Source organism: Caulobacter sp. GW821-FHT12A07, from assembly GCF_058807655.1.
Genome location: NZ_JBXAQX010000008.1, coordinates 158,956 through 182,671, shown reverse-complemented (window position 1 = coordinate 182,671; position 23,716 = coordinate 158,956). Strand labels below are relative to the sequence as shown.

The window sequence follows — 23,716 nt, the reverse complement described above, 5'->3', positions numbered from 1 at the left end:
GTCAGGCCGCCGCCATCGCGGCCGCGGCCTCTTCCTCTTCCTCGCGGCGACGCGGCTGCGGGCCGGCCGCGCGGCCGTAGGCCTCCCGCAGCAGGCGCGAGGGCGACTGCTCGCACGGCGCGACCAGCAGGCCACGCTTGCGCAGGGCCAGGCCCCAGCGCGCGCTGCCGGTCAGCACCGACGCGGCCGGCGCGATCAGCAGACCCACGGCGGCCGGCAGGATCCAGATCCCCAGCGACGGGCCGGCGATCGCCGCGCAGACCAGCAGCGCGAGGCCCGCGACCATCTCCGGCGCATGCCTCTTCAAGGCCTCGCGCCAGGACATCTTGTCGACGTCACGACGCTGGGCGGCCCAGCCGGAGTCGCGGCCGGCCAGGATGTCGAGCAGGCAGCGGGCGTGGCCGAACAGCACCGTCGGCGCCGTCAGCGTCGAGTGCACGGTCTCCAGGGCCACCGAGGCCCACAGGCGGCGGGCGCCGCCGAAGCCGTCGGCGCGGCCCTCCATGCAGGCGAGAACGACGGCTAGCAGCTTGGGGACGGCCAGGAAGCCCAGCGACACGGCGAAGGCCGCGCCGGCGCCTTCTTCGAGAAAGAGTTCCTCCCGCGCGCCGCCCAGAAAGGGGAAAGCGGCCAGCAGGGCGCTCAGCACCACCAGCAGCAGCCAGACGGGGGCCAACGCATAGGCCAGGGCGCCACGCAGCAGGTGCAGGCGGCTGACCGGATGCAGGCCCTTCACGCCGAGGATGCCGAGGTGCTGCAGGTTGCCCTGGCTCCAGCGGCGGTCGCGTACCAGCATGTCGGACAGGGTGGGCGGCGCCTCCTCGTGCACGTCCTCCAGCGTCGGGGCCATGCGCACGGCCCAGCCGCCCCGGCGCAGCAGGGCCGCCTCGACGAAGTCGTGGCTGAGGATCGCGCCGCCGAACGGCGCCTTGCCCGGCAGGTGCGGCAGGCCGCAGCACTCGGCGAAGGCCCGAGTGCGGATCATGGCGTTGTGGCCGAAATAGTTGGCCTCGGCCCCGCTCCACCAGGCCAGCGCCCAGGTCGCCAGCGGTCCGTAGGCCCAGGCGGCGAACTGCTCGGCCCGGCCAAACAGGGTGTTGCGACCGACGATGGTCGAGCCGGCTTGAAGGACGCCCAGCGTCGGGTCGGTTTCCATGGCCCCGGCCATGCGGCGCAGCGAGCGGGCGCTCATCAGGCTGTCGGCGTCGAGCACCGCCATGCATTCGTAGGCCCCGCCGAACCGGCGGACCCAGTCGGCGAGGTTGCCGGTCTTGCGGTCGATGTTGGCCTCGCGGCGCCGGTAATAGAGGCGGGTGGGCGAGGGGCCGGCGCGGGCGGCGAGCACCGCGCGACGCTCGGCCTCGGCGATGTCCGGGTCGCGGGTGTCGCTCAGCACGAAGACGTCGAAGGTCGAGGACAGTCGCTCGCGGTCGAGATCGGCGCGCATGGCCTCGATGCGGGCGAACACGGCGGCCACGTCCTCGTTGTAGATCGGCGCCAGCAGGGCGACCCGCTTGCGCAGGTGCGGCGGCGGATCGTCCAGCCGCCGCTCCCAGCTGTCGGGGTTCAGCGCCAGTTGGAAGCCGCCCAGGGCCGCGGCGCAGGAAAAGCCGGTCCAGGCCAGCAGCGCGGCCACCAGCAGCGCGTCGATCCATTCCAGCGGGGTGACGCCGCCGCCCACGAAGGCGTCCAGCATGGTCGTCAGGCCAAAGCCGAACGAGAGCAGGGTGAAGGCGCCCAGAGCCAGCCGCCGCCGCTGGCGAGAGCGCGCCAGCCGTCGCCTGGAGGCCGGCGCCGACAGCGGCCGCACGGGCATGTCGAGTTCGGATTCCTGCGGCAGCCAGGCGTCCGGCGTCGCCTCGTGGGGAATGTTGCAAGGCGGAAGCCGGTCGGCGAGGCGTATGTCCATCGAGGGTCCTTTCGCGCGAAGAACCCTCACCCAGGCAATGGGTTGCGATGCGAAGGAAATATAACCACGGTCACGTTTCGCGAACCGTGGCCAAGCTGTAGATCTGCTGAAACGAGCAGCAGTTTCAGCGATTTGGCCGCAGTCGCGCCTTGTTTGCGGCGAAGCTGCGGCAATTGTTGCGGCGCGGAAAACAAGCGGTGCGCGGACGGATCCGCGCCCTGTCAGGCCGCCTTCAGGGCCGCGAAGCCGCGTTCCAGGTCGATGATCAGGTCGGACGGATCCTCCAGCCCGATGTGCAGACGCAGCAGCGGTCCTTCCAGGTTCAGCGGCGTCGAGCGGCTCTTCAGTTGCGGGTCGCAGTGGATCGCCAGGCTCTCGAAGCCGCCCCAGGAGAAGCCGAGGCCGAACAGGGTCAGGGCGTCGAGGAAGGCGTGCACCGACTTCTGCGAGGCCGGCTTCAGCACCACGCCGAACAGGCCGCAGGCGCCGCCGAAGTCGCGCTTCCAGATCGCGTGGCCGGGATCCTCGGGCAGGGCCGGGTGCAGCACGCGGGCGACTTCGGGGCGCTGTTGCAGCCAGCGGGCCACGGCCAGGCCGTTCTGCTCGTGGCGCGGCATCCGCGTGGCCAGGGTGCGCAGGCCGCGCAGCATGGCGTAGGCGTCGTCGGGCGACACCGACCAGCCGACGTCCCACATGGCGTTGCCCAGTTCGTCGCCGATCACCGGGTCCATGGTCGTGGCGCTGCCCATGAAGCAGTCGGAGTGGCCGCCGACATATTTGGTCAGGGCCTGGACGCTGATCGTCACCCCGTGGGCCAGCGGCTTGAAGAGCAGGCCCGCGCCCCAGGTGTTGTCGATCAAGGTGAGGATCCCGCGCGCGTTGGCGGCCGCGGCGATGGCCGGCACGTCCTGCATCTCGAAGGTCAGGGAGCCCGGGGCCTCCAGCAGGATCAGCCGGGTCTTCGGGCCGGCCAGGGCGATCAGGGCGTCGGCGTCCAGGGCGGGGTCGTAATAGCGGGTGGTGACGCCGAAGCGGGTGAGGAAGCGGTCGCAGAACCGGCGCGTGGGCTTGTAGGCGCTGTCGACCACCAGCACGTCGTCGCCGGCCTTCAGCACGGCCATCATCGCCCCGGTGATCGCCGCCAGGCCCGAGGGGTACAGCGTCACGTCCGGCGAGCCTTCCAGCTCGGCCAGGGCCGCCTGCAGGGCGGCGGGAGAGGACAGGCCGGTGATGCCGTAGGTCAGCTGGCTGTCGTCGTACAGCGATGCGGCGTTGGGCAGCAGCACGGTGGAGCCGCGCTGGATCGGCGGGTTGACGGTCCGCGCCAGCGACTGGGCCTGCAGGCCCGAACGGATCAGGCGGGTCTTTTCGTCCATGGCGGCGGGACTCGTGAGCACGGGAAGGAACGCCTCGTTTAAGAGCGCCGGCGGTTGCGGTTCAAGGATTTGATCGTCGCCGTGGCGACAGGGCGCGAGAATCTGCCATCCAGGCGCGAGCGCGCCGGCGGGGGCCGGCGCATGAGGGGTAGCAGCATGAGAGTTTCGGTTCCGGTCTTGGCGCTGTCTTGGGCGCTGTGTTCGGCGCTTTCGAGCGGCGTCGCCATGGCTGAAGAGCCGCCGGTCGGCCCGCCGGCCGAGGTGAAGGCCCTGGCGGGTTGCTGGAGCGGCGAGGGGGCGGTGATGGGCAAGCCGGTGACCATCGCCCTGGCCGTCAAGCCCGTGGCCGGCGACGCGATGATGCTGGTCGAGGCCGACAGCCACGCCAAGGCCGACCCGGCCGACGCCTACGCCGCCCACCTGCTGTTCGGCGGCCGCACGACCAAGGCGGGCGAGCCGGCCGCGATCGTCGGCCTGTGGGCCGACAGCTTCGGCGGCGACGGGGCTTCGCTGGGGACGGGCGCGGTCGCCGCCGACGGCTTCGAGATGGCCTATCCCTACGGCCGCTCCAGCTTCGTCAATCGCTGGAGCCACAAGGCCGACAAGCTGTCCTGGAGCATCGTCATGCGCGACGCCGCCGGCAAGGAGCAGGGTTTCGCGGCCTATGACCTGGCCAGGACGGCGTGCGCCAAGGGGCGGTGATTTAGCTCGTCCTTCTCCCCTTGCGGGAGAAGGTGGCGCCGACAGGCGTCGGATGAGGGGTTTCTCAGACATGAGACGCCTCGCCCGGCCTGACCGCCGCTTGCAGTGTTGAGGTTTGAGAGACCCCTCACCCGACCTCCCTTCGGGAGGCCACCCTCTCCCGCAAGGGGAGAGGGAACGGGTGGGCGATCTCACGCGCGATTGCGCTGAGCTGATGAAGGGGAGCGGAGCGCCCGGGCGACGCCCGGAGGTGTGTAGACAGATACCGTTTCGACGAAGCCTAGGCGCTCCGCGCGGTCGTTGGACTGCCGGCTTCCCGGGCGGCGGCGCTCTTAACGCCTTACCAGGACCATCCGCCGGGTTTCCCGTTTGGACGGCGACGAGGAGAGGGGTGCTCTGTAATCCTCGCCCAAGCCGACGGCGGGCGGGTCTGGCCAGCGCCAGGTCCCCGGACGCGACGGATCTTCCCAATCCGCCCCAGTCCCGCTCGATCGCATCCCGCCGCCGCATGGTCGCTGGCCGCGCGCCCCTTCGGTGCGGCGAGACGGGGTTATTATGCGGGTGGTTTGAGCGCGTCTGATCCAGAGCGGTGAGAAAGTTGTAAGGGGTTGGTTTGGTTAAGGTCTTTGGGGCAGTCGCCGGGGATTGAGTTTCGTCTATCCCCGTCCGCGATCCTTCTCCCCTTGCGGGAGAAGGTGGCGGCTGAAGGCCGTCGGATGAGGGGTCTCTCAAACTTGAGACGCATCACCCAGCCTGACCGCTGCACGCAGCTTTCAGTTTTGAGAGACCCCTCACCCGACCTCCCTTTGGGAGGCCACCCTCTCCCGCAAGGGGAGAGGGAACAGGCTGCGCGTTTCAGAAAAAGCCTGGGTCCCCGCTTTCGCGGGGATTTTACGGGAGGAGGGGCGTTCAGCGCACCTCTCCCGCAAGGGGAGAGGGATCAGGCGCCTTCCCGGATCCCCGACAACAGCCGCTGGGCCTGCTCGATCAGGGAGCGGCGGCGTTCGGCCGCTTCGGCGTGCTGGCGTTCGACCAGTGCGATGTCGGCGGCGCAGTGGGGGCAGTCGGTTTCGTGGGGCCAGACGTACTGGTCGCAGGAACGGCAGACCGTCAGCCTGGGCGGCAGGGCGCCGCCGGCTTCCGAGCGCTCGCGATGATGCACGTGCACGGCGGCCGGGTCGCGAACGGGCAGGGGGACGGTCTGGGCGCCGGGGATCGGTTCGCGCACCAGGGCGAACTCGCCGACGGCGAAGCTGTCGGGCGGGGCGTCCTTGATCTTGGTCACCCGCTCGCGCCAGCCATGCTTGGCCAGGTCGAGCACCCGGTGATGGCAGTAGGGATTGTCGCCGCGCTTGCCCAGCAGCGACTCCGAGGTCCAGGTGCAGCCTGCCCGGCAGACGTCGGCGTAGTAGCAGGTGCGGCAGTAGCCATAGAGCTCCTCGACGTCGCGCACGCGGCCGAAGGCCATCTTCTCGCTGTAGCGCCAGATGTCCTCGATGCTCATCTCGCGCACGTTGCCGGCGGCGTAGAGCGTGGTGGCCAGGGACGGGCAGCCCTTGATCGTGCCGTCGGCCTCGATGCCGATGCCGCCCTGGCCTGCGGCGCAGCCGGTCCAGTGGTCGGTGTCGTCGCCCAGGCCGCGCCAGACCCGCTCGTAGGGGCCGAAATAGCCGACATTGTTGCCGACCACCATCAGCAGGCCGCGCTCCAGCCCCTCGCGATAGAGACGGGCCAGCAGGGGCATGACGTCGAGCAGCTGGTAGGGCTGGAGCAGCAGGCCGGGATTGTCGACGGCGTTGCCCATGGCGACGGTCAGCTGGATCTGCCAGTGGGTGGCGCCGGCCGCGATGATCCGCTCCATCAGTTCGGGCAGGTGCTGGGCGGTCTCGGCGCCGATCTGGGTGTTGACCGAGACGGCCAGACCCCGGGCCTTGGCCCGATGCAGGGCGCTGATCGCCTGGTCGTAGGAGCCGGGCACGCCGCGCACCCGGTCGTGCAGCTCGGGCAGGCCGTCGATCGAGACGCCGACGCCTTGCAGGCCAGCGTCCGCCGCCTCGTCCAGCCGCTTGTCGGTGAGATTGCGGGCGCCGGTCTGGATGGCGGTGCGGATGCCGTTCTGGCGGCTCCGGCGGATCAGCTCGATCCAGTCGCGTCGCAGATAGGCCTCGCCGCCGATCAGGGTGATCTCGCGCGTGCCCAGGGCCGCCAGGTGATCGATCAGGTCGAGGGCTTCCTCGGTATTCAGCTCGTCCGGCCGGGGCCGCCCGGCCCGCGAGCCGCAGTGCTGGCACTTGAGATTGCAGGCCAGGGTGACTTCCCAGACCACGTGCACCGGCACCAGATCGACATGGTCGCGATCCGTCCGGTAGCGCACCGACTTGCCTTCCGGCGGCGCGTAGGGATCCCGCAGGAGCGCTCCATGCGCGGATGCTCCTTCTACGGAGGCCTCTTGTACGGACGCCCCGTGCAAGGATGGAAGAGTGTCGGTCATGCGCGTTCCTTCCCCGAAACGCCCTGAGACGCGGGGATGCGGGCGCTTCCGCCGGCCCATCGAAGAGCGGCGGAAGCGCCGCCCCGTCAGTTGCTCTTCTTGCCTTCCAGCTTGGCGATCTCGAGCTTGAGCAGCGCCAGCAGGGTGGGGATGTCGCCGTATTCGTCGAGGTGGGCCTGGGCCGCGGTCTCGGCTTCCTTCAGGCGGGACAGCTCGCCCGAGGCGATGGCGTCGGTCACGGCGACGCCGTAGGGTTTGATGCTCATGGTGCGTCAGGCCTCGAGCTTGGCGATTTCGAGTTTCAGGGCGGCCAGCAGGGTCGGCACGTCGCCGTACTGCAGGACGTGAGCCTCGGCCTCGGCGGCCAGCTTCTTCAGCGTGTCGAGGTCGCCGGAGGCGACGGCGTCGGTGATGGCGCCGCCATAGAGCGGTCGGAAGGACGACATGACGTTTTCTCCCCACGGGCGCGCCGGTCGGTCCGCCGGTCGCGCGGTTGCGTGCTCGGCGCGATTGACGCGCCGATGGTCCTTAAGCTGACGGGCACTTGTGGGGAGCGGCACGCGACTTGGCCGCGGTCCGACGTGGCGCAAGGCCGACCCCCAACGCTTCGAGGGTCAGCCAGCCGCTACGGAATGTCAATTTAAGATTGTATATATGAAATGTGTAATCTTGAGTGTTTTTACACAGCCGGGCCGGTTTCCACCGGCGCGTCGTCGCGGCCGCCCCATTCGGTCCACGAGCCGTCGTAGACCGCCGCGCGCGGCTTGCCGAGGCGGTGCAGGGCCAGCGACACCACCGAGGCGGTGATGCCCGAGCCGCAGGTGGTGGCGATCGGCTTTTCGATGTCGACGCCGGCGTCGGCGAAGACGGCCTTCAGCTGCTCGGCGGGCAGCATGGTCGCGTCGGCCGCCAGGATCGCCGCCAGCGGGATGTTGCGCGAGCCGGGAATGTGACCGCTCTTGAGGCCGGCGCGGGGCTCGGGAACCTCGCCGTTGAAGCGCGGCGCGGCGCGGGCGTCGATCACCTGTTCGCGGCCGGTTTCCAGGTTGCGCTTGATCTGGTCGAAGCTACGGATGAGGTCTGCCTGCAGGCGCGGGGTGAAGTGACGTTCCTGCGGCGCGGCGGGACCGTCCTCCAGCGGACGGCCCTCGGCGACCCACTTGGGCAGGCCGCCGTCCAGCACCACGACGTCCTCGTGGCCCATGACGCGGAAGTTCCACCACACGCGGGCGGCCGGCAGGATGCCGGTGCTGTCGTAGACGACGATGCGCGCGCCGTCGCCGAGGCCCAGCTTGCGCACCCGAGAAGCGAACTTCACGCCGCTGGCCAGCATGTGCGGCAGGGGCGAGGTCTCGTCGGCGATCTCGTCGATGTCGAAGAACACCGCGCCGGGGATGTGGCCGGCCTCGAACTCCTGTTTCGGATCGCGCGGCGTGCCGGGCATGAACCACGAGGCGTCGACGATGCGCACGTCCGGGGCGTCGAGGTGGTCGGCCAGCCAGGCGGTCGTGACGAGCGGATCGGTGGGCGTGGCGGACATGACGGGCCTCCGGGCGGGCTTGGGAACGCGAGGGCGGCAACTTCACGTGCGTCGCTCGCCCGCGCAAGCGCGCCCTTACAGCCAGGGCGGCGTCGGCAGGCCCTTTTCGGCCAGGAAGGCGGGGTTGAAGAGCTTGCTCTGGTAGCGCGAGCCGTGGTCGCAGAGGATGGTCACGATGGTGTGGCCGGGCCCCAGGTCCTTGGCCAGGCGCACGGCGCCGGCGACGTTGATCCCCGTGGAGCCGCCCAGGCACAGGCCCTCGTGCTGCACCAGGTCGAAGATCTGCTCCATCATCTCCTCGTCGGAGACGCGGTAGGGATGGTCGATGGCCAGGCCTTCGAGGTTGGCGGTGATGCGACCCTGGCCGATACCCTCGCTGATCGAGTTGCCCTCGGCCTTCAGTTCGCCCTCGGCGTACCAGCTGTAGAGCGAGGCGCCGCCCGGGTCGGCCAGGCCGATCTTCACGTCCTGCTTGCGCTCGCGCAGGGCCTGGGCCACGCCGGCCAGGGTGCCGCCCGAGCCGACGGCGCAGATGAAGCCGTCGACCTTGCCGTCGGTCTGTTCCCAGATCTCCGGGCCGGTCGTCTGGTAGTGGGCCTGCCGGTTGGCGACGTTGTCGAACTGGTTGGCCCAGATCGCGCCGTTGGGCTCGGTCTTGGCCAGTTCCTCGGCCAGGCGGCCGGAATAGCGGACGTAGTTGTCGGGGTTGGAGTAGGGGACGGCGTCCACCTCGACCAGCTCGGCGCCGAGCAGGCGGATGGCGTCCTTCTTCTCCTGGCTCTGGGTGCGCGGGATGACGATCGTCGTCTTATAGCCCAGGGCCGAGGCGACCATGGCCAGGCCGATGCCGGTGTTGCCGGCCGTGCCCTCGACCACCCGGCCGCCCGGACGCAGCAATCCTCGCGCCTCGGCGTCGCGGATGATGCTGAGCGCGGCGCGGTCCTTCACCGACTGGCCGGGGTTCATGAACTCGGCCTTGCCCAGGATCTCGCAGCCGGTGGCCTCGCTGGCGCGGTTCAGGCGGATCAGCGGCGTGTTGCCGATGGCTTCGAGAACGTTGGGCGTGACGGGCATGGTCGAAATCTTACGTCTTCGCGCGGGAAAGCGCCGTTAGGGCCAGGGTAGATCGCGATGCGGCCGCCCGGATCAATCCAGATTTCCTGAAAGCGCCGGTTTGGCGCACAGCATCAGTGCGTCGTCGGCTGGGTCTGGATGACGTTGAGCAGGGCGAGGCCCCCGGCTGTGGCCGTGGCCGCGCACCAGGCCCCGCACAGCCCCTCTATGCCCACGAGGCTGTTCTCGACCGCGTCGGCCATGATGCCCTCGGCCACCACGGACGAGGGCTCGCCCAGCAGCTGGTTGTCGTGCAGCTCGCGGCACCAGGCGCCGACCGCCTCGGTCGGCGTGTCGGCGTCGAACTGCGAGAGGTAGGTGCCGCCGTGATAGTCCAGGACCAGGGTGAAGAGCGACACTGCACGTCTCCTAGCTGCGACTTAGGCCCAATTGAATGACATTGGTCCGCTCCGTGCGGAAGCCCGCTTCGCAATAGGCCAGGTAGAACTTCCAGAGCCGGCGGAAGCGCTCGTCGAAGCCCAGCGGGCGGATGTCGTCCCAGGCCGCCTCGAACCGCTTGCTCCATTGCGACAGGGTGTCGGCGTAGTCCTGGCCAAAGCGCCGGACGTTTTCCCAGGCAAGGCCGGCCCTGTCGGTCTCCTGCTTCAGGCGCTGTTCGCTGGGCAGCATGCCGCCTGGAAAGACGTAGCGCTGGATGAAGTCGGTCTGCCGCCGGTAGTGGGCGAAGAGCTCGTCGCGGATGGTGATGATCTGCAGGCCGGCCAGGCCGCCGGGCGCGAGCAGGTCGTGGATTCTGCCGAAATAGGTCGGCCAGTATTCCTCGCCGACGGCCTCGAACATCTCGACCGAGACCACGCCGTCGAAGCGGCCCTGGACGTCGCGATAGTCGACCAGCTGGATGTCGACCTTGTCGGCCAGGCCCTGGGCGAAGAGGCGCTTGCGGGCGAACTCGTGCTGGGCCGGCGAGATGGTTATCGCCGTCACCTTGGCGCCGACCTCCCTGGCCGCGTACTCGGCGAAGCCGCCCCAGCCGCAGCCGATTTCCAGCACGTGCTTGTCGGGCGTCAGGGCGATCGACTGGGCCAGGGCCTCGTACTTGCGGGTCTGGGCGGCCTCCAGCGAGGCATGGCGGTCCTGGTCCCAGAGGGCCGACGAATAGGTCATCGTCGGGTCAAGCCACTGGGCATAGAAGGCGTTGCCCAGGTCGTAGTGGGCGTGGATGTTGCGCTTGGAGCCTTCGCGGTCGTTGCGCCGCGAGCGGTGGAACAGCAGGTTCATCAGCCGCGTCAGCGGATTGCCCTGCACCAGGGCGGCCAGCTTGTCGAAGTTCAGGGCGAAGGCGGTCAGCACGGCCGGAAGGTCGGGCGTGTCCCACTCGCCGGCCATGTAGCCCTCGGCGAAGCCGATGTCGCCCGAGGCGAAAGCCCGCCGGATGAAGCGGTAGTCGCGCACCCGCACCACGGCCTCGGGACCGGGCGTGCGGCCGTCGATGCGGATGGGCTGGCCCGTGGGCAGGACGAAGGTCAGGGACCCGATCGCCCAGTTCTCGCAGGCGACCCGGATGGCCGCGCGGAAAGCCGCCGGGGCGGCGCGGAGGTGGTCGTTACGCCAGCGGGCGTGCAGGGTGTCGGTCATCGGCGCTCCCGTCCCGTACCTGGGACAAAATCAGACCCCCAAAAAACCGAATCTTCAGATGGGAACGTGCGCGGCTGTCCGCCAGGGGATCATTCCCCGGAAGCGTCACCGCGCAATTGGCGATAGGCCTCGAGAGCCCGCGCCCGCGCCTGTCCGTGATCGACGATGGGTCGGGCATAGCTACGCTTGGCCTCGACCGAAAGATGCGCGGGCGCTGTCCAAGGTTGATGGATGACGCTGTCGGGCAGGTTGGCCAGCTCGGGAACCCACTTGCGGACATAGGCGCCCTTGGGATCGAACTTCTCGCCCTGACCGATCGGGTTGAAGATCCGGAAGTAGGGCGAGGCGTCGGCGCCGCTGCCGGCCACCCACTGCCAGTTGCCGACATTGTTGGCGAGATCGGCGTCGACCAGGGTGTCCCAGAACCAGGACTCGCCGTCGCGCCAGTCGACCAGCAGGTGCTTGATCAGGAACGAGGCGGTGATCATCCGCACCCGGTTGTGCATGAAGCCGGTGGCCCACAGCTCGCGCATGCCCGCATCGACCAGCGGATAGCCGGTCCGGCCTTCGATCCAGGCCTCCAGGCCCTTGGGGTTCTCCGTCCACGGAAAGGCGTCGAACTCGGGCCGGAAATTGCGCTCCGGCAGCTGGGGCCAGTTGAAGAGGATGGAGTGGTTGAACTCGCGCCAGCCCACCTCGGACAGGAACTTCTCGATCTCGCCGTGGGGCGCGTCGCCGGCCTCGGCGGCGGTGCGGGCGGCGGCCCAGACCTGGCGCGGACCGATCTCGCCAAAGTGCAGGTGCGGCGACAGGCGCGAGGTGGCCTCCAGGCCAGGGACATCGCGGCCCTCGCCATAGCCGTCGACGGCGCCCGACAGGAAGTCGTCCAGCCGTTGCAGGGCGCCGGCCTCGCCGGGCGTCCAGATCGAAAAGCCCTTCGACCAGTCGGGCTTGCGTGGATGCAGGCCCCAGCCGTCGAGGGCGTCGCTATGGGGCCAGTGCTCGGGCGCTTCCAGACGCTTGGGCGCGCGCTCGACCTCGACATGGGTCAGGTGCGCCCGGGCGGCGCGCCAATAGGGGGTGAAGACCTTGTAGGGCTGCTTGGAGCCGTTCTGCACGGTCCAGGGCTCGTTGAGCAGGCCGGCGATGCAGCTTTCCACCACGACGCCGTCGGCCTTGAGCGCGGTCTTGATCTCGGCGTCGCGGGCGATGGCGGCCGGTTCGTAAAGGCGATTCCAGACCACGCCAGCGGCTTGGGCGTGGACGATCACGTCCTTCAGCACCTGCTGCGCCGGGCCGCGCCGCAGGATCAGCTTGGAGCCGATCGCCTTGAAGCTTTCGGAGAGCGCCCGTAGCGACTTGTCGAGCCACCACAGCGAAGCCGCGCCCATCGGCCGCACGCCAGGCGTCTCGTCGAGTATGTAGAGCGGGATCACCGGCCGGCCCGTGTCGGCGGCGGCCTTCAGGGCCGGATTGTCGGCCAGGCGCAGGTCGTTGCGCAGCCACACGATGACGGGTCCGGGGACGCCTGGATCGATCCGCACTTGCACCTTTCCGCCGTTGAGGCCACCTGTGGGCCAAATTCAGCGCCTACGTCTGTCGGCCTAACCTTTATTCGGAAGTCCCGCCTTGAGTCAGCCCGTCGCCCCCAACGCCGTTGTGGAAGTGAAGACCGAGACCGGCAAGGCCGTCCGCATCGGCAACGCCGAGCGCCTGACCTTCATCGCCGGTCCGTGCCAGATGGAAAGCCGCCAGCACGCGCTGGAAACGGCCCACGCCCTCAAGGAGATCGGCGAGCGCCTGGGCGTCGGCCTGATCTACAAGACCAGCTACGACAAGGCCAACCGCACCTCGGCGACGGCCGCCCGCGGCATCGGCCTCTATGACAGCCTGCCGATCTTCCAGGAGATCCGCGAGGTCACCGGCCTGCCGACCCTGACCGACGTGCATGAGATCAGCCACTGCGCCCCGGTGGCCGAGGCCGTCGACGTCATCCAGATTCCGGCCTTCCTGTGCCGCCAGACCGACCTGCTGCTGGCCGCCGCCGCGACCGGCCGGGCGATCAACATCAAGAAGGGCCAGTTCCTGGCCCCCTGGGACATGAAGAACGTCATCGCCAAGGTCACCGGCGCGGGCAATCCCAACGTCCTGGCCTGCGAGCGCGGCGCCTCGTTCGGCTACAACACCCTGGTCTCCGACATGCGGTCTCTGCCGATCATGAAGGAGATCGGCTGCCCGGTGGTGTTCGACGCCACCCACAGCGTGCAGCAGCCGGGGGGGCAGGGCACCTCGTCGGGCGGCCAGCGCGAGTTCGTGCCGGTGCTGGCCCGCGCCGCCGTCTCGATCGGCGTGGCCATGGTGTTCATGGAAACCCACCCCGACCCCGACCACGCCCCATCGGACGGCCCCAACATGGTGCCGTTGAGCCAGTTCGAAGGCCTGGTGGCCGAACTGCTGGAGTTTGACGCCCTGGCCAAGCGCAAGCTGGCGGCATAGCCGTTTCCCTTCTCCCCTTGCGGGAGAAGGTGTCGGCGAAAGCCGACGGATGAGGGGTCGATAGACATCGGCCGCGTGGCGACGAGAAGCAGCGGATGAGGCGGCGCGACCCCTCATCCGACCTCCTTCGGAGGCCACCTTCTCCCGCAAGGGGAGAAGGGCTCGCTATTGCCCCTCCATCCCCCTGTGCCATAACCCGCCCATGTCCAGACGCATCGTTCTCGTCACCGGCGGCGCCGGGTTCATCGGCTCCAACATCGTCGCCAAGCTCTGCGAGGATCCGGCGCTCGACGTCGTGGTCTGCGACTGGCTGGGCCAGGCCGCCGAAGGCAAGTGGCGCAACATCGCCAAGCACCCGATCGCCGACTTCGTCGCGCCCGAGCAGCTGTTCGACTGGCTGGCCGTGCGCGGCGACGAGGTCGAGCTGGTGATCCACATGGGCGCGGTCTCCTCGACCACCGAGCCGGACGCCGACCTGATCGTGCAGTCCAACTTCGTGCTGTCGCGCGACCTGTGGCGGTGGTGCGCCAGGAACGGCACGCGGCTGATCTACGCCTCTTCGGCCGCCACCTATGGCGACGGCGACCAGGGCTTCGACGGCAAGGACGATATCGACAGCCTGATGGCTCTGCGCCCGCTGAACGCCTACGGCTGGTCCAAGGCGCTGTTCGACGTCTTCGCCGTGCGCGAGGCCGCCCGCGGTCACGCCCCGCCGCAGTGGGTGGGCCTGAAGTTCTTCAACGTCTACGGCCCCAACGAGGACCACAAGGGCGGCATGAAGTCGGTGGTCTGCCAGATCTGGCCGAAGATCCGGGCGGGCGAGGGCGTGCGTCTCTTCAAGTCGCACCATCCCGACTACGAGGACGGCGGCCAGCTGCGCGACTTCGTCTATGTGCGCGACGTCGCCGACGTCATCGCCTGGCTGGCCAAGAGCCCGCACGTCAACGGCGTCTACAATCTCGGCTCGGGCAAGGCCCGCTCGTTCAAGGACCTTGCCGAGGCCACCTTCAGCGCCGTCGCCCGCGAGCCCGAGATCACCTATTTCGACATGCCCGAGGTGCTGCGCGGCAAGTACCAGTACTTCACCCAGGCCGACATGAGCCGCCTGCGCGCGGCCGGCTACAACGCGCCGATGACCTCGCTGGAGGACGGCGTCGCCGACTATGTCGCCGGCTTCCTGAACACGGACGACCCCTACCGCTGACGAGAGGCCCGCCATGCCTGCCGATGCCGCCGTTCTCGAAGTCGATTGCTGCGTGGTCGGGGGCGGTCCGGCGGGGATGATGGTCGGGCTGCTGCTGGCCAGGGCTGGCGTCAGCGTCGCCGTGCTCGAAAAGCACGGCGACTTCCTGCGCGATTTCCGGGGCGACACCGTCCATCCCTCGACCCTGCAGGCCGTGGCCGACCTGGGCTGGCTGGACGACTTTCTGAAGCTGTCGCACACCGAGGTTCGCAGCCTGTCGGCGCAGATCGGCGACGAGACGATCCATCTGGCCGACTTCCACGGCTTGAAGACCGCCGCGCCGTTCGTCGCCCTGATGCCGCAGTGGGATTTCCTCGACTTCCTGGCTGGCCAGGGGCGGCGCTATCCGACCTTCGACCTGCGCATGAACGCCGAGGCCTTGGGGGCGATCGAGCTTGGCGGCCGCATAGTCGGCGTGCAGGCGCGCACGCCCGACGGGCCGCTGGAGGTTCGCGCCCGGCTGGTGATCGCCGCCGACGGCCGCCGCTCGCTGTTGCGCGACGCCGCCGCCCTGCCGGTCGAGGACCTCGGCGCGCCGATGGACGTGCTGTGGATGCGGCTTTCCCGCAAGCCGACCGACGACCCGGAGGCGCCGCTGGGCCGCGCCAGCGCCGGCCGGCTGTTCGTCACCATCCCGCGCGAGGGCTACTACCAGTGCGGCTACGTCGCCGCGAAGGGCGGGTTCGACGCGATCAAGGCGGCCGGGATCGAGGCTTTCCGTCGGCAGGTGGCGCAGGCCGCGCCGGCCTTGGCCGATCGCGTGGACGAACTGACCAGCTTCGACGACGTTCACCTGCTCACCGTGACCGTCGATCGCCTGACGCGGTGGTCCAAGCCTGGCTTGCTGTGCATCGGCGACGCCGCCCACGCCATGTCGCCGGTCGGCGGGGTGGGGATCAATCTGGCGGTCCAGGACGCGATCGCCGCCGCCAACCTCCTGCACGACGCCTTCGCGCTCGACGACGCTGCGCTGGATGAGCGCGCCCAGGCCGTCCAGCGTCGCCGCCTGCCGCCGACCCGGGCCATGCAGTCGCTGCAGCTGCTGATCCAGAACCGCCTGGTCAGCGCCGCGCTCAGCGGCAGGCCCCTGAAGCCGCCGGCGGTGATGCGGCTCTTCGAGCGCTTCCCGCGCCTGCGCCGGATCCCGGCCCGCGTGCTCAGTCTCGGCTTTCGCCTGGAGCGGGTGAGGTCGAAGAACGCCTTTCCCGGTTGACCAAGGGGCACGCTTGCGGAGCCTTGCCGCGCGCGTAACCTGAACCCTGATAAGTCGCCGGAACAGGCGTGCGTCAGGGAGTGGAACATGGTCGGCATCGCCGCCTGGGGCGCCTATGCGCCGCGCCTTCGCCTCAGCCGCAAGGCGGTCGTCGCCGCCAACGCCTGGATCGCGCCGGGCCTGGCCGGCAAGGCCAAGGGCGAGCGCGCCATGGCCAACTGGGACGAGGACGCCCTGACCATGGCCGTCGAGGCCGCCCGCGACGCTTTGGGGCCTGAAGACGAGGGCCGCGCCGCGATCGATGCGGCCATCTTCGCCTCGACGACCGCGCCCTTCGCCGACCGCCAGAACGCCGGGATCCTGGCCGCCGCCCTGATCCTGGAGCCCTCGATCGCCTCGGCCGACGTCACCGGCTCGCAGCGCTGCGGCCTCACCGCCCTGGGGCAGGCCCTGGATGCGGCCGCCGCCGGCAAGCGGGTGCTGGTCGCGGCCGGCGAGCACCGCCGGGCCCGCGCGGCTTCGCCCCAGGAGTTGGACTTCGGCGACGCCGCCGCCGCCTTCGTCGTTTCGCCCGACGGCGCAGCCGCGACGTTCCTCGGCCGGGGCACGGTCACCGACGATTTCGTCGATCACTTCCGGGGCTCGGACGCGGAGTTCGACTATGCCTGGGAAGAGCGCTGGATCCGCGACGAGGGGATCGTCAAGTTGGTCCCGCCCGCCATCCGTGACGCGCTGGAGGCGGCGGGCGTCTCGGCCGGCGAGGTGGACCATTTCTGCTTCCCTTCGGTCTTCCCCGGCATGGGCGCGACCCTGGCCAAGACGCTGGGCGTTCGCCCCGAAGCTGTCCGCGACACCCTGGCCGCCCAGCTCGGCGAGGCCGGGGCCGCCCACGGCCCGCTGCTGCTGGCTCATGCGCTCGAGCAGGCCAAGCCGGGCGAGATCATCCTGGTCGCCCAGTTCGGCCAGGGCGCCGAGGCGCTGGTGTTCCGCTCTGGCGACGGGCCTGGAAACAGTGCGCCGGCCCGCGGGGTGACCGGCGCGCTCGCCGACCGCCAGGAAGAGACCAACTACCTGAAGTTCCTCGTCTTCAACGACCTCGTCGAATGGGACCGGGGCATGCGGGCCGAGAAGGACAACAAGACGGCCCTGACCACGCTCTATCGCAATCGCGACCAGATCCTGGGCCTGGTCGGCGGCCGCTGCCGCGAGACAGGCGTCGTCCAGTTCCCGCGCACCCGCATCTCGGTGGCCCCCAACAATCCCGCCGTCGACACCCAGGAGCCGTACCGCTTCGCCGAGCGTCGGGCCCAGGTGCTGACCTATTCGGCCGACTACCTGACCTTCTCGATGAGCCCGCCCAACCACTACGGCATGATCGTCTTCGAGGGCGGCGGGCGGATCATGCTCGACATCACCGACGTCGCCCCCGGCGAGGTCGAGACCGGCCTGCCGGTGAAGATGGTCTTCCGCATCAAGGACCGCGACGAGAAGCGCGGTTTCGTCCGCTACTTCTGGAAGGCCGCGCCCGACCGGGCGGCGGTGGCGGCGACCTCGGCCCAGGCGGCGGAGTAGGAGGGTGTCAGAGCGCGCGCTTCACGTCGGTGGCGGCGAAGTCCTCGCCCTTGAACAGCAGCGGCAGATCGCGCGCCTTGGCCAGGGCGTAGGCGAAGCAGTCGCCGAAGTTCAGGCCGCGCGCGCCGCGTCCATAGTCGCGGTAGGCGTTGCGGGCCAGCACGAGCATAGGCTCGTCGAAGGCGACGACGGTCAGGTTCAGGTCGGCGACCAGGGCTTCGAAATCCGCCGCCTTCTCCGCGCCGAAGCGGCGATGGATGACGATGTAGCCCTCGAGCCTCGTGGGGGCGGCGACCAGCGGCTTTTCCGTCCGGACGATCGTCTGGAGAAAGGCCTCGCCTTCGGGCTCCCGCTGGAAGATCGCGATCAAGGCCGAGGTGTCGACGACGATCACTTCGGCAGGCCGTCGGCGTCGTACAGCAGTTCCTCGTCCGAGCCTTCGCGCAGCACGGGCGCTGCGGCGACGCGGTCCTGGATCGCGCGGATGCGCGCCAGTCGCGCCTCCAGGTCGTCGGCCTTATCGGGCGTGCGATCCAGTCGTTCACGCAGAGCGACGACGACAGCCTCGGTCAGGGTTTCGCCTGTCCGTTCAATGAGTTCTCGGGCCAGTCGGTCGGCCTCGGCGTTGCGGATATAGAGGCTCATGGTTTTGTATATACACCCGATCAATACGCCCGAGAAGGCGAGCTAAGGGAGACCCACGATGGCCAGCGGCATCCGCGACAAGGTCGCCATTCTCGGCATGGGCTGTTCGAAGTTCGGCGAGCGCTGGGACGCCGGGCCGGACGACCTGATGGTCGAGGCCTATGTCGAGGCGATGAGCGATGCGGGCATCGAGGCCAGCCAGCTCGACGCGGCCTGGTTCTCGACCCACATCGACGAGATCGGTACGGGTAAGGGCGGCACGCCGCTGTCGATCGCTCTGCGCCTGCCCAACATCGCCGTCACCCGGGTGGAGAACTTCTGCGCCTCGGGTTCGGAGGCCTTCCGCGGGGCGGTCTATGCGGTCGCCGCCGGGGCGGCCGATATCGCCCTGGCCGTCGGGGTCGAGAAGCTGAAGGACACCGGCTATGGCGGCCTGCCGTTCGGCGCGCCGGGCACGCTGACGCCGCAGGTCATGCCCAACGGCTCGGCCCCCGGCAACTTCGCCCAGTTGGCCAGCGCCTACCGCGCCAAGCACGGAGTCTCGAAGGAGGATCTGAAGCGGGCCATCGCCCACGTCTCGGTCAAGAGTCACGCCAATGGCGCCAAGAACCCCAAGGCTCACCTGCGCAAAGCCATCACTGCCGAGCAGGCCCTGAACGCGCCGATCATCGCCGAGCCCCTGGGCCTGTTCGACTGCTGCGGCGTCTCGGACGGCGCGGCGGCGGCCATCGTCACCACGCCGGAGATCGCCCGCGCTCTGGGCAAGCATGACCTGGTCACGGTCAAGGCCCTGCAGCTGTCCGTCTCCAACGGCTACGAGAGCCAGTACAACGGCTGGGACGGCAGCCACTTCCACACCGCCCGCATCGCCGCCGGCAAGGCCTACAAAGAGGCCGGCATCGAGCGCCCGCGCGAGCAGATCTCGATGATGGAGGTGCACGACTGCTTCTCGGTGACCGAACTGGTGACCATGGAGGACCTCTTCATCTCGGCCGAGGGGCGAGGCTGGCGCGACGTGCTCGACGGCTTCTACGACGCCGACGGCGGGGTGCCGTGCCAGATCGACGGCGGCCTCAAGTGCTTCGGCCATCCGATCGGCGCCTCGGGCCTGCGCATGCTCTACGAGATGTACCTGCAGCTTCAGGGACGGGCCGGAGAACGCCAGCTGCGTGACCCCCTTATCGGCATGACCCATAACCTCGGCGGCGCGCCGGCCAGCAATGTCTGCTCGGTGGCCATCATCGGACGGGAAGGGGCGTAGTGCGCCGCCGCGCTCTGGTGTAGTCGAGGGGCATGGCGGGACGCTTCAAGGGTTTCAAGCGCTGGATCTTCGTCGGATGCGTCCTCTTCCTGGGGACCGTCCTGACGGCGGCGTTCTATTGGCGCTACGACATCCTGCGCACCACCCTCGATCCGAAGGTGCCGTTCCAGACCTACGACCCGCCGCCGGCGCCCAACTACGCCGATCCGGCCGCCTGGGCGCTGCTGCCGCGTGGGGCGACCGGCATGGACCGCGCCGCCGACGTCTTCTTCGTGCACCCGACCACCTTCGACGGCGGACGGGACTGGAACGCGCCCTACGACCAGCCCAAGGCCAGCCGCTATCTGAACCGCGTGGTGCTGCCCAACTACGCCGCGCCGTTCGCGCGGGTGGGGCGGATCTTCGCGCCGCACTACCGGCAGGCCAGCCTCTACACCTTCCTGACCCTGCGCGACGACGCCCGCGAGGCCCGCCGCTTCGCCTATGGCGACGTGCGCGAGGCCTTCCGCGCCTGGCGCGACCGCTACGACAAGGGCCGGCCGCTGGTGATCGTCGGGGTGGAGCAGGGCGGGAGTCTGGCCGCCCGGCTGGTCGCCGACGAGATCGCGCCCGACCCGGCGATGAAGGCCCGCCTGGCCGGCGTCTATCTGATCGAGACCGCCGTGCCCGCCGACGAGTATGTCTCGACCTCGCCGGTCCCGGCCTGCGTGCGCCGCGACGAGGCCGGCTGCGCGGTGGCCTGGGCCTCGCTGACCGACGGCGATTTCCAGAAAGCCCAGGAGCTGCTCGCCCGCTCCCTGACCTGGATCGGCGGCGACCAGCTGGAGAACCTCAACGGCCGCCAGCCGCTGTGCGTCAACCCGGTGTTCGGGGCGCGCACCGACGAGCGCGCGCCGGCCCGTCTGAACCTGGGCGCCGTCAACGCCACGGGCCTGGAATGGGGCGCCCGCCCGGCCTTCCTCAAGCGCCAGGTCTGGGCCCAGTGCGAGAACGGCCTGCTGCACACCGGGAGGCCCAAGTCGCCTTCGCTGCGGGATACCGGCTCGTGGACGGATCGCCGCAAGGTGGACGGCTACAACCTGTTCTGGGCGGATATCGAGGCGGATGCGGCCGCGCGGGTGGCGGCGCTGGGGAAGCGGTGAGCCCGATCCCTCTCCCCTTGCGGGAGAGGGTGGCCTGCGAAGCAGGTCGGGTGAGGGGTCTCTCAGAAATCGAAACCGCATACCGCGGGTAGGCTGGGCGATGGGTCTTGTGTTTGAGAGACCCCTCATCCGACGGCCTTCGGCCGCCACCTTCTCCCGCAAGGGGAGAAGGGTCTCTTATCCCGCGTCGTTCAGGCCTGACGCCGGCTTCCAGTCGAACAGCGCTTGCAGCGTGCGCACCGCCTCGCCGCGTGGCGAGGTGAGGCCGGGATCGCGGGCAAGGATCAGGCGGGCGTCATCGGCGGCGACGGCGATCAGGTCGCGGTGCGCGACGGGGTCGGCCAGGCGGTAGGCGGGGAAGCCGCTCTGCTTGAGGCCCAGCGGGTCGCCGCCGCCGCGCAGCTCCAGGTCCTTTTCGGCGATCTCGAAGCCGTCGTCGGAGCGGCGCAGGATGTCGAGCCGCTGCTGGGCCACCTCCGACAGCGGCGGGTCGTAGAGCAGCACGCAGGAGCTTTCGCGCATGCCCCGGCCGACCCGCCCGCGAAGCTGGTGAAGCTGCGCCAGGCCGAAGCGGTCGGCGTGCTCGATGACCATGATGCTGGCGTTGGGCACGTTGACCCCGACCTCGACCACGGTGGTGGCGACCAGCACCCCGACCTCGCCGTCGACGAAGGCCTGCATCACCGCGTCCTTCTCGGCCGCCGGCATCTGGCCGTGCACGAGGCCGACGCGCGAGCCGAGGATCTTCTTGAGGTCGGCCGCGCGATCCTCGGCCGCGCGCAGGTCGACCTTCTCGGATTCCGAGACCAGCGGGCAGATCCAGAAGGCCTGGGCGCCGCCCTCGATGGCGACCCGCAGGCGATCGACGATCTCGGGCACGCGCGGCGTCGGCGCGGCGCGGGTGGCGACCGGCGTGCGGCCCGGCGGCTTTTCGTCGATGCGCGAGACGTCGAGGTCGCCGAAGACGGTCAGCTCCAGCGTGCGCGGGATCGGCGTGGCCGACATCGCCAGCAGATGGACCCCGTCGCCCTTTTCCTGCAAGCGCCGCCGCTCGTTGACGCCGAAGCGGTGCTGCTCGTCGATGATGGTCAGGGCGAGCGACTTGAAGGCCACGTCGTCCTGGAAGAGGGCGTGGGTGCCCACGGCCACGGCGGCCGAGCCGTCGGCCAGCTTTTGCAGCTTGGCGGCACGGGCCGCGCCCTTGTCGCGTCCGGTCAGCAGCACCACGGCCAGGCCTTGGGCCTCCAGCGGCGGGGCCAGGGTTTCGTAGTGCTGGCGGGCCAGGATCTCGGTCGGGGCCATCAGGGCCGACTGGAAGCCGGCGCCGGCCGCGTCGGCCATGGCCAGCATGGCCACCACCGTCTTGCCCGAGCCGACGTCGCCCTGCAGCAGCCGGCTCATCCGCTCGCCATGGGCCAGGTCGCCGCGCACTTCGGACAGCGCCCGCACCTGGGCGCCGGTCAGGCGGAAGGGCAGGGCCTTTTCGGCCGCCTCGGCCAGGTCGCCGGAGACGATGCGCGGCCCCGGCTGGGCGCGTTTGCCGGCCTTGCGCTGGGCCAGGGCCAGCTGGTGGGCCAGCAGTTCGTCATAGGCCAGGCGCCGGCGGGCGCGCGACAGGGGTGAGAGGTCGGCTTCGCTTTCCGGGCCATGCAGCCGCTCGAAGGCCTCGCGCCAAGGCGGCAGGCCCTCGCGCTCCAGCCAGGCGGGGTCCTGCCACTCGGGCAGCGCCGGCGCCCGCGACAGTGCCTCCAGGGCGAACTTGCGGAAGGTGCGCGAGGGCAGGCCCGCCGTAGCGGGATAGACGGGCTCCACCGGCGGGATCTCGTCGACCCGCTCGGCCTCGAGCATGTAGTCGGGATGGGCGACCTGGATCTCCGAGCCGTAGCGCTCGACCTTGCCGCTGACCGCCCGCCGCGCGCCGACCGGATGCTGGCGCTCCAGGTGCGGGCCGTGACCCTTGAACCAGGTCAGGGTGACGAAGCCGGTGTCGTCCCAGCCCCGGATCCGCCAGGGCTGGCCCGCGCGCTGCGGCGGCAGGTGGGCGTCGATGGTGACGACGAAGGTCGCCACCTGGCCGTCCTGGGCCAGGGCGGCCGTGGTCGGCGTGCGGCGGATCAGGGCCTGGGGCAGGCTGAACAGCACGTCGCGCACCAGCGACCCGGCCAGCCTCTCGACCAGGGGCGCAACGCGAGGCCCCACCCCCTTCAGGGTCGAGATCGCGGCGTACAGCGGAAAGAGCGACTCGGGGCGCATCGGCGGCAGGATAGCCAAGCCGCGCTGTTCCCGTCCCGTTCGCCTTGCGCGAATTTGTGGATCGGCTCGACTGGCGCGTCATTTCACCGAGAGTCGTGCATGCCCTTCGCCACCCATCGCGGCCAGAAGATCCACTACACGGTCGAGGGGCATGGGCCGCTCGTGGTGCTGCAGCACGGCCTGTTCATGGACGCCGCCAGCTGGCGGGCCAACGGCTTCGTCGCCGCCCTGGCCGGTCGCTTCACGGTGGCCTGCATCGACTCCCTGGGCCATGGCCTCAGCGACAAGCCGTCGGACCCCTCGCTCTACGGCCAGGAACAACGAGCGGGCGACATCATCGCGGTGCTCGACGCCCTGGGCGCGGAGAAGGCCCATCTGGTCGGCTATTCGATGGGCGCCTGGATGGCGGTGGGGGTGGCCAAGCATCACCCAGAACGCCTGGCGTCGCTGATCATCGGCGGCTGGGATCTGGTCAATGGCGTGCCCAAGGGGCCGGCCGGACCGATCCGCTTCGACATCTTCTGGGGCTTCTCCCAGCAGGTCGCGCCGGCGCTGGTGGCCTGGGTCACGCCGGAGATCGTGCCGGCGATGCAGGCCTGCTTCGAGGCGCTGGGCCAATTGGACGGCGCGCCCGAGGCGGTGCTCGGGGCGGGCGTTCCGGTGCTGTTGTGGGACGGGATCGCCGATCCCTACCACGGGCCGTCCCAAACCTTCGCGGCGGAGAACGGTCTGCCGTTCGTGTCGACGGCCGGCGATCACCTGGGGGCGATCATCACGCCGGCCTCTGACGTGGTCGAGCGGCTCGGCGAGTTCTTCGCCGAGGCTCGAGGTTAGTCTTTAGGCGTTTCGGGGGACGGTTCGGGGTTGCCGACCGGCGACAGCGCCGCCAGCAGATCGGCCAGTTCGTCGGCACGGGCGGCGCCCGAGACGTTCAGGCGCACATAGAGATATTCAGCCGCATGCTTCTCGGCGGCTTCGGAAAAGCCGCGCGTGGAGTCATGCAGATTGTTGGCCTCACCAGCGAACACCACGTCGCCTTCGGCGTTGAGATACAGGTAATTGCCAGCGATCGTGGTCCGCGGGTCGCGATCCTCGGCCAGCTTGTAGCGATACACGGCGCCGGAGGCGCCTTTCAGGTCGATATAGGGTTTCACGAATCCTCGC

22 protein-coding genes are annotated in these 23,716 nt (G+C 69.7%); 8 read left to right on the top strand and 14 right to left on the bottom strand.

What is annotated here, in order from left to right; genetic code table 11:
- Position 1: 1 nt before the first annotated feature.
- Positions 2-1,909, bottom strand: coding sequence for a glucans biosynthesis glucosyltransferase MdoH (gene mdoH / locus AC1RRS_RS17485; RefSeq protein ID WP_492856222.1), 1,908 nt, complete (start codon positions 1,907-1,909; stop codon positions 2-4).
- Positions 1,910-2,130: 221 nt separating this feature from the next.
- Positions 2,131-3,285: a cystathionine beta-lyase gene (metC, locus tag AC1RRS_RS17480; protein ID WP_492856242.1), complete on the bottom strand. Its 1,155-nt coding sequence runs from the start codon at positions 3,283-3,285 to the stop codon at positions 2,131-2,133.
- Positions 3,286-3,441: 156 nt separating this feature from the next.
- On the opposite strand from metC, the gene AC1RRS_RS17475 reads away from it, so the two are divergent.
- Complete coding sequence (locus AC1RRS_RS17475) at positions 3,442-3,987, top strand: hypothetical protein (protein ID WP_492856221.1); 546 nt, start codon at positions 3,442-3,444, stop codon at positions 3,985-3,987.
- A 940-nt stretch (positions 3,988-4,927) separates the two neighbouring features.
- Here the strand turns inward: AC1RRS_RS17475 and AC1RRS_RS17470 are convergent.
- The 8 genes from AC1RRS_RS17470 to AC1RRS_RS17435 form a co-directional block, all read right to left on the bottom strand.
- Positions 4,928-6,361, bottom strand: coding sequence for a GDL motif peptide-associated radical SAM/SPASM maturase (locus tag AC1RRS_RS17470; protein WP_492856220.1), 1,434 nt, complete (start codon positions 6,359-6,361; stop codon positions 4,928-4,930).
- 203 nt (positions 6,362-6,564) lie between these two features.
- Positions 6,565-6,744 carry a DUF1843 domain-containing protein gene (locus AC1RRS_RS17465; protein ID WP_492856219.1) on the bottom strand — a complete coding sequence of 60 codons (180 nt, stop codon included), beginning with the start codon at positions 6,742-6,744 and terminating at the stop codon, positions 6,565-6,567.
- Between the two features lie 6 nt (positions 6,745-6,750).
- Entirely contained in the window at positions 6,751-6,924 is a 174-nt protein-coding gene (locus AC1RRS_RS17460; protein WP_487289591.1) for a DUF1843 domain-containing protein, read from the bottom strand.
- A 233-nt stretch (positions 6,925-7,157) separates the two neighbouring features.
- Complete coding sequence (gene sseA / locus AC1RRS_RS17455; protein WP_492856218.1) at positions 7,158-8,018, bottom strand: 3-mercaptopyruvate sulfurtransferase; 861 nt, start codon at positions 8,016-8,018, stop codon at positions 7,158-7,160.
- A 75-nt stretch (positions 8,019-8,093) separates the two neighbouring features.
- Positions 8,094-9,092, bottom strand: coding sequence for a cysteine synthase A (locus AC1RRS_RS17450; RefSeq protein ID WP_492856217.1), 999 nt, complete (start codon positions 9,090-9,092; stop codon positions 8,094-8,096).
- A gap of 113 nt (positions 9,093-9,205) precedes the next feature.
- Positions 9,206-9,490, bottom strand: a complete 285-nt coding sequence (locus tag AC1RRS_RS17445; protein ID WP_492856216.1) for a hypothetical protein — start codon at positions 9,488-9,490, stop codon at positions 9,206-9,208.
- A 10-nt stretch (positions 9,491-9,500) separates the two neighbouring features.
- Positions 9,501-10,727: a class I SAM-dependent methyltransferase gene (locus AC1RRS_RS17440; RefSeq protein ID WP_492856215.1), complete on the bottom strand. Its 1,227-nt coding sequence runs from the start codon at positions 10,725-10,727 to the stop codon at positions 9,501-9,503.
- An 89-nt stretch (positions 10,728-10,816) separates the two neighbouring features.
- A complete protein-coding gene (locus AC1RRS_RS17435) occupies positions 10,817-12,277 on the bottom strand; it encodes a cryptochrome/photolyase family protein (protein ID WP_492856214.1) in 1,461 nt (486 codons plus the stop codon).
- A gap of 79 nt (positions 12,278-12,356) precedes the next feature.
- On the opposite strand from AC1RRS_RS17435, the gene kdsA reads away from it, so the two are divergent.
- The 4 genes from kdsA (at position 12,357) to AC1RRS_RS17415 (ending at position 17,251) form a co-directional block, all read left to right on the top strand.
- Complete coding sequence (gene kdsA / locus AC1RRS_RS17430) at positions 12,357-13,223, top strand: 3-deoxy-8-phosphooctulonate synthase (protein ID WP_492856213.1); 867 nt, start codon at positions 12,357-12,359, stop codon at positions 13,221-13,223.
- Between the two features lie 202 nt (positions 13,224-13,425).
- Positions 13,426-14,427, top strand: a complete 1,002-nt coding sequence (rfaD, locus tag AC1RRS_RS17425) for an ADP-glyceromanno-heptose 6-epimerase (protein ID WP_492856212.1) — start codon at positions 13,426-13,428, stop codon at positions 14,425-14,427.
- 13 nt (positions 14,428-14,440) lie between these two features.
- Entirely contained in the window at positions 14,441-15,679 is a 1,239-nt protein-coding gene (locus AC1RRS_RS17420; RefSeq protein ID WP_492856211.1) for an FAD-dependent oxidoreductase, read from the top strand.
- Positions 15,680-15,766: 87 nt separating this feature from the next.
- Positions 15,767-17,251, top strand: coding sequence for a hydroxymethylglutaryl-CoA synthase family protein (locus AC1RRS_RS17415; protein WP_492856210.1), 1,485 nt, complete (start codon positions 15,767-15,769; stop codon positions 17,249-17,251).
- Positions 17,252-17,258: 7 nt separating this feature from the next.
- On the opposite strand, the gene AC1RRS_RS17410 is transcribed toward AC1RRS_RS17415, so the two are convergent.
- Both AC1RRS_RS17410 and AC1RRS_RS17405 read right to left on the bottom strand, forming a co-directional pair.
- A complete protein-coding gene (locus AC1RRS_RS17410; RefSeq protein ID WP_492856209.1) occupies positions 17,259-17,645 on the bottom strand; it encodes a type II toxin-antitoxin system VapC family toxin in 387 nt (128 codons plus the stop codon).
- Positions 17,642-17,896 carry a type II toxin-antitoxin system VapB family antitoxin gene (locus tag AC1RRS_RS17405; RefSeq protein WP_492856208.1) on the bottom strand — a complete coding sequence of 85 codons (255 nt, stop codon included), beginning with the start codon at positions 17,894-17,896 and terminating at the stop codon, positions 17,642-17,644. Before AC1RRS_RS17405 ends, AC1RRS_RS17410 begins: the two co-directional genes overlap by 4 nt.
- A gap of 58 nt (positions 17,897-17,954) precedes the next feature.
- Between AC1RRS_RS17405 and AC1RRS_RS17400 the strand changes: the two genes are divergently transcribed.
- Positions 17,955-19,157: an acetyl-CoA acetyltransferase gene (locus AC1RRS_RS17400; RefSeq protein WP_492856207.1), complete on the top strand. Its 1,203-nt coding sequence runs from the start codon at positions 17,955-17,957 to the stop codon at positions 19,155-19,157.
- A 32-nt stretch (positions 19,158-19,189) separates the two neighbouring features.
- Positions 19,190-20,299 (top strand): DUF3089 domain-containing protein, encoded by a 1,110-nt coding sequence (locus AC1RRS_RS17395; protein ID WP_492856206.1) that lies wholly within the window; start codon positions 19,190-19,192, stop codon positions 20,297-20,299.
- 177 nt (positions 20,300-20,476) lie between these two features.
- Here the strand turns inward: AC1RRS_RS17395 and recG are convergent, their stop codons facing one another.
- Positions 20,477-22,552, bottom strand: a complete 2,076-nt coding sequence (gene recG / locus AC1RRS_RS17390) for an ATP-dependent DNA helicase RecG (protein ID WP_492856241.1) — start codon at positions 22,550-22,552, stop codon at positions 20,477-20,479.
- A gap of 99 nt (positions 22,553-22,651) precedes the next feature.
- On the opposite strand from recG, the gene AC1RRS_RS17385 reads away from it, so the two are divergent.
- On the top strand, positions 22,652-23,386 hold the full coding sequence (locus AC1RRS_RS17385; RefSeq protein ID WP_492856205.1) for an alpha/beta fold hydrolase: 735 nt from the start codon (positions 22,652-22,654) through the stop codon (positions 23,384-23,386).
- Here the strand turns inward: AC1RRS_RS17385 and AC1RRS_RS17380 are convergent.
- Positions 23,383-23,706: a hypothetical protein gene (locus AC1RRS_RS17380; protein ID WP_492856204.1), complete on the bottom strand. Its 324-nt coding sequence runs from the start codon at positions 23,704-23,706 to the stop codon at positions 23,383-23,385. The two genes, AC1RRS_RS17385 and AC1RRS_RS17380, sit on opposite strands and share 4 nt — an antisense overlap.
- Positions 23,707-23,716 lie beyond the last annotated feature (10 nt).